General features: G+C 72.6%; 9 protein-coding genes. 5 read left to right on the forward strand and 4 right to left on the reverse strand.

The features are described from left to right. Positions 1-35: 35 nt before the first annotated feature. Both Prubr_RS01690 and Prubr_RS01695 read right to left on the reverse strand, forming a co-directional pair. A complete protein-coding gene (locus Prubr_RS01690) occupies positions 36-1,784 on the reverse strand; it encodes an ABC transporter ATP-binding protein (RefSeq protein WP_212827332.1) in 1,749 nt (582 codons plus the stop codon). Between the two features lie 184 nt (positions 1,785-1,968). Continuing rightward, the gene (locus Prubr_RS01695; RefSeq protein ID WP_212820928.1) at positions 1,969-3,822 is read right to left on the reverse strand and encodes an ABC transporter ATP-binding protein; all 1,854 of its coding nucleotides are present in this window, start codon (positions 3,820-3,822) and stop codon (positions 1,969-1,971) included. A gap of 318 nt (positions 3,823-4,140) precedes the next feature. On the opposite strand from Prubr_RS01695, the gene Prubr_RS01700 reads away from it, so the two are divergent. Continuing rightward, on the forward strand, positions 4,141-4,770 hold the full coding sequence (locus Prubr_RS01700) for a TIGR03085 family metal-binding protein (protein WP_212820930.1): 630 nt from the start codon (positions 4,141-4,143) through the stop codon (positions 4,768-4,770). A 104-nt stretch (positions 4,771-4,874) separates the two neighbouring features. On the opposite strand, the gene Prubr_RS01705 is transcribed toward Prubr_RS01700, so the two are convergent. Further along, positions 4,875-5,366, reverse strand: a complete 492-nt coding sequence (locus tag Prubr_RS01705; protein WP_212820932.1) for a septum formation initiator — start codon at positions 5,364-5,366, stop codon at positions 4,875-4,877. Between the two features lie 103 nt (positions 5,367-5,469). On the opposite strand from Prubr_RS01705, the gene Prubr_RS01710 reads away from it, so the two are divergent. Both Prubr_RS01710 and Prubr_RS01715 read left to right on the forward strand, forming a co-directional pair. Beyond that, positions 5,470-6,159, forward strand: a complete 690-nt coding sequence (locus Prubr_RS01710; protein WP_212820934.1) for a response regulator transcription factor — start codon at positions 5,470-5,472, stop codon at positions 6,157-6,159. Further along, a complete protein-coding gene (locus Prubr_RS01715) occupies positions 6,156-7,436 on the forward strand; it encodes a sensor histidine kinase (protein WP_212820935.1) in 1,281 nt (426 codons plus the stop codon). Before Prubr_RS01710 ends, Prubr_RS01715 begins: the two co-directional genes overlap by 4 nt. 432 nt (positions 7,437-7,868) lie before the next feature. On the opposite strand, the gene Prubr_RS01720 is transcribed toward Prubr_RS01715, so the two are convergent. After that, on the reverse strand, positions 7,869-9,182 hold the full coding sequence (locus tag Prubr_RS01720; protein ID WP_212827334.1) for an ISL3 family transposase: 1,314 nt from the start codon (positions 9,180-9,182) through the stop codon (positions 7,869-7,871). Between the two features lie 407 nt (positions 9,183-9,589). Here Prubr_RS01720 and Prubr_RS01725 point away from each other — a divergent pair, with 407 nt between their 5' ends. Together Prubr_RS01725 and Prubr_RS01730 are read left to right on the forward strand one after the other, a co-directional pair. Continuing rightward, on the forward strand, positions 9,590-10,066 hold the full coding sequence (locus Prubr_RS01725) for a PepSY domain-containing protein (RefSeq protein WP_212820937.1): 477 nt from the start codon (positions 9,590-9,592) through the stop codon (positions 10,064-10,066). Positions 10,067-10,377: 311 nt separating this feature from the next. Beyond that, a complete protein-coding gene (locus Prubr_RS01730) occupies positions 10,378-12,204 on the forward strand; it encodes an AMP-dependent synthetase/ligase (RefSeq protein WP_212820939.1) in 1,827 nt (608 codons plus the stop codon). Positions 12,205-12,213: the final 9 nt, after the last annotated feature.

Here is a 12,213-nt window from a genome sequence, read left to right on the forward strand (position 1 = left end):
GCGGCCTCCTCCCCGGCCGCCGCCGGCCGGCAGGATCAGCGGGTCTGCTCCAGCCAGGACGCGAAGAGCAGGGCGTAGACCGAACCCGGGTCACGCAACAACTCGGCGTGCGGGCCGCGCTGCACCACCCGTCCCTTGTCGACGACGATCACCTCGTCGGCCGCCTGGGCCGTGGAGAGCCGGTGCGCGATCGCGACCGTCGTACGCCCCCGGGTCACCGCCTCCAGGGTCCGCTGGAGCCGTACCTCCGTCGCCGGGTCGACCGCGCTCGTCGCCTCGTCCAGCACCAGCAGGTCCGGGTCGGCGACGTACGCCCTGGCCAGCGCCACCAACTGCCGCTCCCCGACACTGAGCGCCTCGCCGCGCTCCCCCACCGGGGTGTCGAGCCCGGCCGGCAACCCGTCGACCCAGTCGGCGAGCCCCAGGTCGGCGAACGCCGCCGAGAGCTCCCCGTCGGACAGCGACGGCCGGCCGAAGCGCACGTTGTCGCCGACCGTGGTGTCGAACAGGAACCCGTCCTGCGGCACCATCACCACCCGCCGGCGCAGCGACTCGAACCGTACGTCGGTCAGCGGCACCCCGGACAGCAGCACCTCGCCCTGGGTCGGATCCATCAGCCGGGTGAGCAGCTTGGCGAAGGTGGTCTTGCCGCCGCCGGTCTCCCCGACGACCGCGACCCGGGTCTTCGCCGGGATCTCCAACGTGACGTCGGAGAGCACGTTCGGCCCGCGCTCCCCGTCGCCCGCCGGGTACGCGTACGCGACGTCGACGAACCGGACGTCGATCGGCCCGGCCGGCAGGTCCCTGCCCGCCACGCCCGGGTCGGCGACGTCCGGCGCCACGTCGAGTACGTCGAGCACCCGCCGCCAACCGGCGATCGCGTTCTGCGCCTCGTTGAGCACCTCGGTCGCGATCTGCACCGGCTGGACGAACAGCGTCACCAGGAACAGGAACGCGGTGAGCTGGCCGATCGTCATCGTGCCGTCGACACCGAGCCGGACGCCGAGCACCACCACCGCCGCCAGCGCCAGACCGGTCGCGATCTCGCCGACCGAGAAACTGGTCACGCTGGTGCGGATGGCCCGCTGCTGGGCGACCCGGTGCTGGTCGATCGTCTCCTCCAGCCGCCGGGCGATCCGCCCCGACACCCCGTACGCCCGGATGACCGGCGCGCCGACCACCGTCTCGGACACCGCCGCGAGCATCGCCCCGGTCCGCTGGCGGACCACACCGTACGCCCCGGCCAGCCGGCGCTGGAACGCCCGGATCACGATCACGGCCGGAACGAACGCCGCGAGGACCACCAGGGTGAGCTGCCACGAGTAGACGGCCATCACCACGGCGGTGACCACCACCTGCCCGCCGTTGATGAGCAGGATCACCCCGCCCCACTGGAGGAACTGGCTCACCTGGTCGATGTCGCTCGTCACCCGCGACACCAGCGAACCGCGCCGCTCCGACTGCTGGTGCAGCATCGACAGGTCGTGCACGTGCCGGAAGGTCCGGGTCCGGATCCCGGCCAGCGCGGTCTCGCTGACCGTGAAGAGCCGGCGCATCATCAGATAGCCGCACAACGTCGTCACCGCGAGGATCGCCGCGGTCACCGCCACCACCGCGCCGACGACCCCGAGATCCGGGCCGCCCTCGGCGGCGAGGCCCCGGTCGATGCCCTGCTGGATGGCGACCGGCACCACAGCCCGCCCGACCATCGCCACCAGGGCGAGCGCGATCGTGCCGCCGAGCCCGGTCCGCAACTCCGGTGAAAGCGCCAGCCCCCGACGCATCGTCCGCCAGGTGCCCTCAGAGGCGGCAGTCGCCTTGGTCGCGGTCTCGGTGGTCACGGTTGCCCGCCTTTCGTTCGCGACTGCGGGGCTCACTCGCTGCGCTCGCTCACTCCTCGCGCTCACGGTGCCAACCTCTCGTTCGCGACTGCGGGGCTCACTCGCTGCGCTCGCTCACTCCTCGCGCTCACGGCGTCACCTCGCTGCGCTGCGCCGTCGGGCTGGCCGACGCGGCGTCGTCGGATTCGTACGGCTTCTCCCGCTCCCGTTCGGCCTCGGCCCGTTCGTACGCGGTCACCAGGCTGGCGTAGCCGGGCACGTCGGCGAGCAGGGCCTGGTGGCTGCCCCGGGCGACGACCCGGCCCTGCTCGACGTAGACGACCTCGTCGGCGAGCGCGATCGTGGCCCGCCGGTAGGCGACGACGAGGATCGACGTACCGGCGCCGGGGTCCTCGCCCCGGTCGGCGCCGCGCAGCGCGGCGAGGATGGCCGCCTCGACCCGTGGGTCGACCGCGCTCGTGGCGTCGTCGAGCACCAGCAGCCGGGGTCGGCCGGCCAGTGCCCGGGCCAGGGTGAGCCGCTGCCGCTGCCCGCCGGACAGCGACGTGCCGCGTTCGCCGACCCTGGTGTCCAGCGCCTCGGGCAGCCGGGCGACGAACCCGTCCGCCTCGGCCAGCCGCAGGGCCGCCCACACGTCCTCGTCGCCGATGTCGGCCCGGTCGAGCGAGATGTTGGCCCGTACGGTGTCGTCGAAGACGAACGGAACCTGGGCGACGAGCGCGACGGTGCCGGCGAGCGAGTCGCCGGCGAGATCGCGTACGTCGACGCCGTCGATGTCGACGGTGCCGGACGACGGGTCGACCAGCCGTACGGCGAGCGAGGCGATCGTCGACTTGCCGGAACCGGTCGGTCCCACCAGCGCCACGGTGCGGCCGGCCGGCACGGTGAACGACACGTCGCGCAGCACCGGCTGTCCCGGTCGGTCGTCGTCGCCGGTGGGATAGGCGTAGCCGACCCGGTCGAAGGTCAGGGTGGCCGGGGCGCCGCCCCGCCGGTCGAGTTCGGTGCGGCCGTACGCCATCTCGCCGGTGGCGTCGAGCACCCGCACGACCCGGTCCCAGCCGGCGACGCTGCGCGGCAGTTCGGCGAGCACCCAGCCGATGGCGCGTACGGGGAACGCCAGCACGGTGAACAGGAAGGCGACGCTGACCAGTTCGGCGACGGTGATCGCGCCCTGGCTGAGCCGGACGGCGCCGACCAGCAGGATCGCCAGGGTGCCGAGGCTGGGCAGGGTCTCCAGCAGCGGGTCGAAGACGCCACGCAGCCGGCCGACCCCGATCAGCGCGTCGCGCAGCTCGCCGGCCCGGCCGGCGAACCGCTCGGTCTCCGGCGCCTCGCGCCCCATGGTCTTGACCACCAGCGCGCCGTCGAAGCTCTCGTGCGCGATCGCCGAGACCTCGGCCCGCAACTGCTGGGCGCGGGCCTGTTTGGGCGCCATCCGGCGGGAGTAGACGACGTTGAGGGCGAACAGCGCCGGGAAGATCGCCAGGCCGACCAGGGCCAGCACCCAGTCCGTGACGAAGAGCGAGCCCATCGCCGTGACCAGCATCAGGACCGTGCCGACCGCGAACGGCAGGGGCGCGATCGGGAACCAGGCCGCCTCCACGTCGGAGTTGGCGTTCGACAGCAGCGTGCCGGTCGCGTGCCGCTGGTGCCAGGACAGTGGCAGGTCGAGGTAGCGGCGGGTGACCCGGCGCCGGTAGCTGGCCTGCAACCGGTACTGCATGAAGCCGGCGCCGAGCCGGCGGCCGAAGATGCCGACCACCTTCAGGACGCTGATCCCGAACAGGGTGGCGGCACCGAGGGCGAGCAGGGTGACGTCGATCCGGCCGCCCTCGACCGCGGGCACCGCGACGTCGCCGATGATGGCGCCGACCACGTACGCGCTGGCGATGGTGACCAGGCCGAAGAGCAGGCTGCCGGCCACCGCCACGGTGAAGATCCTGGGCTGTTCCCGGATGGCGTATCCGAGGATGCGCATGCCTCGAAGCAGGATGTCCCGACTCGTCTTCGCCACACTGTCCCCCGCCGTGAGTTGCTGCCCTACCCGTCGCCCGGCCTTGCCGGGACGATCCCCCGCCGTGAGTTGCCCCACCCGTCGCCCGGCCCGACCGGGACGACCCCGCCGTAAGTTGCCCGACCCGCCGCCCGGCCTTACCGGGGACGACCCCCCATCCTCGCCCACCCGACCCCGCTGTGACGACCTGGTAACAGACGTAACGGCGGTCACACCCGGCGACCGCCCGGGTGTCGGGTCGCCCGGCGCGCCGCCCGGCCCGATCGCGCCTACGATCCAGGGATGCCGACGTACGCCCAGACCGAACGCCGGGACCTGGCCGACCTGTTCCTCGCCGTCGGCCCCGACGCCCCCACCCTCAACGACGGCTGGAGCACCCGCGACCTGGCGGCACACCTGATCGTCCGGGAGCGCCGGCCGGACGCGGCCGGCGGAATCCTGCTGCCGCCCCTGCGCGGCTACGCCGAACGGGTGCGGCTGCGGATCGCCGGCCGACCCTACCCGGAGATCGTGGACCTGGTGCGCCGTCCGCCGTGGTGGAGCCCGATCAGCAACCCGCTGCTCGACGGGGCGGCGAACACGATGGAGTTCTTCATCCACCACGAGGACGTACGGCGGGCCCAGCCGGGCTGGCACCCGCGCGACCTCGCCGCCGACTTCCAGGCCACCCTGTGGCGGCGGGCGTCGACGCTGGCCCGGCTGAGCCTGCGCCGGTTCCGCGCCGCCGTGCTGGTGCAGGCCCCCGGGTACGGCGAGACGTCCGCCGGTGCCGGCGGTGACCGGCTGCGGCTCGTCGCCGCCCCGGCCGAACTGGTGCTGTTCCTCAGCGGCCGGCAGCGGGCCGCCCGCGCCCAGATCGAGGGCTCCCCGCCGCTGGCGGCCCGGCTGCGCGAGGCGAAGCTGGGCTTCTGACCCCACCAACCTTCCCGCGATCTTGCGGTTGTCTCCCCCATTCGCCGGTTTTGCCGGGCGACAAGTGCAAGATCGCGGAAACGCGAGGGGCGGGGGTGAGTGGCTCAGTCGTCGTCCAGTTCCCAGGTTGCCTTGGGGGTGCCGTCGACGCAGGTGACGGTGACCTCGAAGCTGCCGCCCGGGCCGTCGAAGGTGACCTCGGCGTCGTCGTCCGGGCCGCGGTCGGCGTCGGACGCCCCGTAGCCCTGGGCCGGGGTCCACGACGTCAGCTCCGCCTCGTTACCGACGCAGCGGGCGACGACCGTACCGCCGGGGGTGGACAGGGCGTGACGGGGATCCGGGGACGTGGTCGTCGTGGTCGGCGCGACGCTCGCGGTCGGGCCCGGCGACGGCGTGCCGGTCGGACCGGTCGACGGAGCGGCGACCGACGACGGCAGGGCCAGGTCCCGGGCGATCCGCTCCTGGCTGTAGACCTCGCCCCCCGAACCGCCGGTGATCCCGGCGCCGATGACGTTCAGGGCCCCCACCCCGGTCAGGGTGGCGGCGGCGACGGCGGCCAGCCAGCCGGCCACGGCGAGTACGGTTCGACGGCGCATGCCCCGACTATCCACCCCGCCGCGTTAACGTCGGGGCCGGGGAACCCTAAAAGACCGTTAACGGGTCTCGGGTACGCCGATCGACCGGGATAACGTGCCTGCTGTGGCCCGCCTGCTGATCATCGAAGACGACCTGGCGATCCGGACCCCGCTGATCCGCGCACTGCGCGACCGCGGGCATGCCGTCGCCGCCGCGCACACCGCCCTCGGGGGCCTCCAGAGCGCCCTGAACGACCGGCCCGACCTCGTCGTACTCGATCTCGGCCTGCCCGACCTCGACGGCCTGGAACTGCTGCGGATGCTGCGCGCCGTCAGCAAGGTGCCGGTGATCATCGCGACGGCGCGGGACGACGAGGCGGAGATCGTCCGGGGGCTCGACGCGGGCGCCGACGACTACGTCGTCAAGCCGTTCACCGCCGCCCAGCTCGACGCCCGGGTACGGGCGGTGCTGCGCCGCGGCGGCAGCGAGCCGGTCGACAGCACGGTGACCGTCGGCGAGCTGCGCGTCGACCCCGCCTCCCGGGTGGCCAGTCTCGCCGGCGAACCGCTCGACCTGACCCCGCGCGAGTTCGACCTGCTGCACCATCTCGCCGCCCGGGCCGGCCAGGTGGTCAGCAAACGCGAACTGCTGACCGAGGTCTGGCAGGTGCCGTACGGCGGCGCCGACAAGACCGTCGACGTGCACCTGTCGTGGTTGCGCCGCAAGCTCGGCGAGACCGCGCAGGAACCGCGTTACCTGCACACCGTGCGCGGCGTCGGGGTACGCCTCGACGCGCCGGCGGAGCCCCGGTGAGGAGCCGGCTGTCGCTGCTGGTGGCGGCCACCACCATCCTGGTGCTGGTCGCCTTCCTGGTGCCGCTGGCACTGCTGCTGCGCAGCGTCGCGCAGGACCGGGCGGTCGGCGCCGCCACCGCCGAGATGCAGGGCATCGTGGCCGCCGTCGGCGCCGCCGACCCGGACACCCTGCGGCTGAGCGCGGAGCAGGTCGCGGCCGCGTCCGGCCAGCCGGTCACCATCTTCCTGCCCGACGGATCGGTGCTGGGTACGCCGACACCGCGTACCCCGGCGGTCGAACTCGCCGCCCGCGGCCGCAGCTTCACCGCCGACGGCGACGGCGGCCACGAGATCGTGGTCGCGGTGCAGGGGCGGCCGGACGGGACCGCGGTCGTACGCACCTTCGTCCCCGACGCCGAACTGACCCGTGGCGTCACCCGGGCCTGGCTGGTGCTCGCCGGCCTCGGTGCCACGCTGGTGCTGCTCGGGCTGCTGGTCGCCGACCGGCTGGCCCGCAACCTCGTACGACCGATCGGCGAACTGTCCGAGGTGTCCCACCGCCTGGCCCGGGCCGAACTCACCGCCCGGGCCACCCCGACCGGCCCGCCGGAACTGCGCGAGGTCGCCGGCGCGCTCAACCACCTGGCCGGGCGGATCCAGGAACTGCTGCGCGAGGAACGCGAGCAGGTCGCCGACCTGTCCCACCGGCTGCGTACCCCGCTGACCGCCCTGCGCCTGGAGGCCGAGTCGCTGGCCGATCCGTCCGACGCCGCCCGAATCACCGCCGGCGTCGACGCCCTCGAACGGGCCGTCACCGGCGTGATCACCCAGGCCCGCAAGCGCAGCGACACCCCGGCTCCGGAGGGCTGCGAGGCGGCGGCCGTCGTACGTGACCGGGTCAACTTCTGGTCGGTGCTCGCCGAGGACACCGGCCGGGCCGTCGCCCTCGATCTGGCCCCCGGCCCGCTGCCGGTGGGGCTGTCCGCCGACGACCTCGCCGCGGCGCTCGACGCCCTGCTGGGCAACGTGTTCGCGCACACCCCCGACGGCACCGCGTTCACGGTGACGCTGGCCGCCCGGCCGGGCGGCGGCGCGCTGCTGACGGTGGCCGACGACGGGCCGGGCCTGCCCGCCGACCAGGTACGCCGGGGCGAGAGCCGGGGCGGGTCGACGGGGCTCGGGCTCGACATCGCCCGACGGGCGGCCCAGTCCAGCGGCGGCCACCTGGACCTGACCGCCAGCCCGACCGGCGGCGCCCAGCTCACCCTGACCCTCGGCCCACCCACCCACCCCTGACCCCCTTCCCCTTCCCGCACGTGCCCGCCCCCTCACCTGTCCCCTCCCGCCCTCCACGGGCCTCCCCACGCCCCTCGCCCCTCGCCTGTCCCCTCTCCCGCTCCCCTCTCCCGCGCGATCTTGCAGTTATCTCCTCCTTCTGTCCGATTTGCCAGGCGACAAGTGCAAGATCGCGGCTGGGCTGGGCGGGGCTGGGCTGGGCGGGGCGGGGCGGGGCGGCGCGGGCGGCGCGGGGCGGCGCGGGGCGGCGCGGGGCGGCGCGGGGCGGCGCGGGGCGGCGCGGGGCGGCGCGGGGCGGCGCGGGGCGGCGCGGGGCGGCGCGGGGCGGCGCGGGGCGGCGCGGGGCGGGGGCATGGGGTCCCGCCGGCGCGCGTCATGGAGGCGACGGGCCGGTCGCTGTTGCGGCCCACAGCGAATTCGGGGTCTTCTTACTCATCCGTGGGTGGGTTGGGGCAGGGTGGGTGGTCGTGTCCGGCCGGGTAGGGTCGGTCGGTGTCCTCCGAGGCTGAGCAGGGCCATCGAGATGAGCGCGTCGATGTTGCGGAAGCCGTACGCCATCCGGATGATCAGGCGGATCTTGGCGTTGGTGCTTTCGACCAGGGCGTTGGACAGGCCGTGGTCCAGTGCCGCGTCGATCGCGTCGCGGTGCCGGACGATCCGTCGTGACAGGTCGACGAACGCCGGGATCCGGCAGCGTCGGGCCCAACTGATCCATCGGTCGATCGCTTCCCTGCCCGCCTGGCCCTTGACCGTGAACGCATATCGCAGGCCCTCCTTGAGTAGGTAGGCACGGTGTAGACGCGAATCGGTCCGGGCGATCCACGCCAGTTGGGCGGTCTGCTTCTGGGTTAGGTTCTCCGGGTTCTTCCACAACGCCCACCGGCAGCGTTTCAACTCCGCTGACACACCCCGCCCACCCGGCCCGCCCTTCGCCGGACCCCGGACCCGGCCCACGGCGTTGTTCCACGCCTGCCTACGCACCACGTCCAACGCGTCCACAGCCCAGGCGACCACATGGAACGGATCAGCACACCGCACCGCCTGCGGACACCGCCTGGCCACCACCCGTGCGATCCACGGCGCCCCATCAGCCGACACCAACCGCAACGCCGCACACCGCCGCGGACCCAGCAGATCGAAGAACAGGTTCAACGTCGCCTCGTGACGGCCCGGATGAACCCACAACAACCGGCCACTGTCATGGTCAACCACGACCGTCAGATACTTCTCACCCCGCCGGTACGAAATCTCATCGATCCCGATCCGGGTCAACCCCGCAAACCGATCCACCGCACCACCGGTGTCAGCCCACACCCGCGCCACGATCGCGCCGACCGTCGACCACGCCACCCGCATCAACTGCCGCACCGCCGACTTCGACGCCACCGTCGCAAGCCACGCCACCATCTCGTCAAACGCCAACGTGTGACCCGCCCCGTGCCGTGCCCACGGCACCGCCGCCACCACCACCCCATGCACCCGACACGACACCCTCGGCGCATCCGCCTCGATCACCACCCGAACCGTCCCCAGATCCGGCGCCCTCCACCGACGCCGCCCCTCACCCCGGTCATAACCCACACACCGCCGCCGACACACCCCACACCGAGACCTCGCCCCCGCATGCAACCGCACATGCGCCACCACGAACCCGCCCCCATCACCCCCCTCCTCAGACCACTCCACCCGCTCCACCACCGCCCGCTCAACCCCGAGCAACCGTTGCCATACCCTGACACCACGCATGCCGTTCCCCGATCCCTGGAACTCGACCCTCGACAAGCCGAGAACCTAGACCGGGAACGGCATGCGCCACACACACCACACCAAACACACCCACAGATAAGCGCGAAGACCCCGAATTCGCTGTTTCTACGCCGAATTCGCTGTGGAGGCCGACAGCGGTACCCGACCCGACGATCGACACCGGTGGCCGGCCGGCAACCGCCCCGGATCACCTCGGCGACCCGCTGCGGCGATCAACTCCGGTGGTCGCCTTGATCGTCTGCGGTTCAGGCGGTCGACACGCCGTACCGGGAGTGCCTCAACCGCAGACGATCACCCCCTTAACCCGGCCTTAGCGTTCGCACAGCGCGGCGCTATCCCGATCCGGGCGAACCTCTTGTTCAGAAGCAACCGAAGGAGGTTCCACCATGACCCGCAAGTCGATCGTCGCCCTGGCCGTCGGCGGAGTCGCCGCCCTGGCGTTCACCGGTACCGCACTCGGCGTCGCGGCGGCGTCGGACACCACCCGGGACCGCCCGCAGACGACCACCGTCGCCCTGACCGGCGCCCCCACCGCGCCCGGCACCCCGAGCACACCGGGCAGTGGAGAGACGACCGACCCGGCGCCGACCAACGGCAGCCCGACCAATAGCCCGACCGGCAGCCCGACGTCGGGCGGCGACGCGGTCTCGGCCGAGCGTGCCAAGGAGATCGCGCTCGCCAGGACCGGCGGCGGCACGGTCGAAGAGGTCGAACGGGACCGCGAGCACGGCCGTCCGGTCTGGGAGGTCGAGATCGACAAGGGCAAGGTCGAGTACGAGGTCTACGTCGACCGGGAGACCGGCGAGATCGTCAAGTTCGAGCAGGACGACGACGATGACGACGACGACCGCGACGACGACTGACGTCAGCCCGCGCCACCTGGCAGGCCGCGAGCCGGCTCCCGCGTCACCGACGCCGGGGGTCGGCTTCGTCCGGTTCGGGCACAGGTGCGTCGCCGGGCCGGGCCGGGCGGGCGGGGCGGGCGGGGCGGGCAACCGCCGGGCGGCCGCGGCCGAGGTGTCGGCACCGCCGGGCGGGCAGCCACGGGGCGGCCGAGGCGTCGACACGGCCGGCCGGGACTAGCCGAAAGTGGTCAGCCCAAATAGCCTCGGTAACACTGAATTAACGTGACCACGATCACGGACACTACCTCGACCCCGGAGGCGGCCCCCATATGACACTTGACGTCCCGTACCGGTCCATCCCGGACATGTTTTTCAAGCGCATCGCGAAGACTCCCGACCGCGAGGCGTTCGCCCACCCGGCCGCGGACGATTCCGGGCCGGTCTGGCTGACCTGGTCGCAGGTCGGCGACCGGGCCAAGGCGTTCGCGGCCGGTCTGCGCGGGCTCGGGATCAGCAGCGAGGACCGGGTGGCGATCGTCGCCGGCACCCGGCTCGAGTGGGTACTGGCCGACCTGGGCATCATGTGTGCCGGCGGGGCCACCACGACCGTCTACCCGACCACCGAGCCCGAGGACGCCGCGTTCATCGTCGCCGACTCCGGCTCCAAGGTCGTGGTCGCGGAGAACCCGATGCAGGCCGGCAAGCTCGCCGACGCGACCCTGCCGGCACTGACCCACGTCATCCTCATCGACGGCGAGGCGGACCCGGCCGCACCGTTCCCCCAGCTGACGATGGCCGAGGTGGAGAAGCGGGGCCGCGAGGCACTCGCGGCCGAGCCGGACCTGATCGACAAGGTGGTGGCCGAGATCGGGCCGGACCACCTGGCGACGCTGATCTACACCTCGGGTACGACCGGCCGGCCCAAGGGGGTCGAACTGCTGCACGGCGGCTGGTGCTGGGAGGGGATCGCGCAGGGCCAGAACAACCTGCTCATCGCCGACGATCTCCAGTACCTCTGGCTGCCGCTGTCGCACTCGTTCGGCAAGACGCTGATCTGCGGCGTCATCCACGTCGGTCTGCGCACGTACGTCGACGGCCGGGTGGACAAGCTGGTCGAGATGCTCGGCGTGGTCCGGCCGACGCTGATGTGCGGCGCCCCCCGGGTCTTCGAGAAGGTCTACAACAAGGCGGTCACCACCGCCCGGGACGGCGGCGGCGCCAAGGCGAAGATCTTCTCCTGGGCGGTCCGTACCGGCCTCGAGAAGGTCGCCCTGGAACAGGCCGGCAAGCCGGTGCCGGGTGGGCTGAAGTTCCGCTACGGGCTGGCCGAGAAGCTGGTCTTCAGCAAGCTCCAGGCCCGCCTCGGCGGCCGGATCCGGGTGCTGGTCTCCGGTGCCGCACCACTGAGCAAGGACATCGGCGAGTTCTTCGCCGCCGCCAACCTGCCGATCTCCGAGGGCTACGGCCTGACCGAGACGAGCGCCGGCAACTTCGTCAACCGGCCGGGCAAGCTCCGGATCGGTACCGTCGGCCAGGCGCTCGGCGACCTGGAGTGCCGGATCGATCCCGACGGCGAGATCCTGGTCCGCGGCAAGCCGGTGATGCGCGGCTACCACAACCTGCCGGACGAGACGGCCGCCGCGTTCACCGAGGACGGCTTCTTCCGTACCGGTGACATCGGTGAGCTGGACGCCGACGGCTACCTGAAGATCACCGACCGGAAGAAGGACCTGGTCAAGACGTCCGGCGGCAAGTACATCGCGCCGTCGCACATCGAGGGCATGTTCAAGGCGGTGTGTCCGTACACGTCGCAGGCGGTGGTGATCGGGCAGGCCCGCAACTACTGCACGATGCTGGTCACCCTCGACCCGGACGCGATCACGGGGTGGGCGGCCGGCGGGCCGCTGGCCGGGAAGTCGTACGCGGAGATCGTCGCCTCGCCGGAGGCGCAGGCGATGGTCGAGGGCTACGTGAAGGAGCTGAACGGCAAGCTCAACCGGTGGGAGACGATCAAAAAGGTCACCATCCTCCCGCGCGACCTGACCATCGAGGACGGTGAGATCACGCCGTCGCTGAAGATCAAGCGGCGCAGCGTGGAAACCAACTTCGGGGCCGAGATCGAGCGGATGTACGAGGGTTCGCTCGCCGAGATCTGACCGCCGTGC

This window comes from Polymorphospora rubra, assembly GCF_018324255.1.
Classification (GTDB): domain Bacteria; phylum Actinomycetota; class Actinomycetes; order Mycobacteriales; family Micromonosporaceae; genus Polymorphospora; species Polymorphospora rubra.

What these genes read in the sequence shown, in the direction of transcription:
- Prubr_RS01730 (WP_212820939.1), top strand. Translation starts at nt 10,378, where the DNA reads ATGACACTTGACGTCCCGTACCGGTCCATCCCGGACATGTTTTTCAAG.
- Prubr_RS01720 (WP_212827334.1), bottom strand. Translation starts at nt 9,182, where the DNA reads ATGCGTGGTGTCAGGGTATGGCAACGGTTGCTCGGGGTTGAGCGGGCG.
- Prubr_RS01705 (WP_212820932.1), bottom strand. Translation starts at nt 5,366, where the DNA reads ATGCGCCGTCGAACCGTACTCGCCGTGGCCGGCTGGCTGGCCGCCGTC.
- Prubr_RS01690 (WP_212827332.1), bottom strand. Translation starts at nt 1,784, where the DNA reads ATGCGTCGGGGGCTGGCGCTTTCACCGGAGTTGCGGACCGGGCTCGGC.
- Prubr_RS01700 (WP_212820930.1), top strand. Translation starts at nt 4,141, where the DNA reads ATGCCGACGTACGCCCAGACCGAACGCCGGGACCTGGCCGACCTGTTC.
- Prubr_RS01695 (WP_212820928.1), bottom strand. Translation starts at nt 3,822, where the DNA reads ATGCGCATCCTCGGATACGCCATCCGGGAACAGCCCAGGATCTTCACC.
- Prubr_RS01725 (WP_212820937.1), top strand. Translation starts at nt 9,590, where the DNA reads ATGACCCGCAAGTCGATCGTCGCCCTGGCCGTCGGCGGAGTCGCCGCC.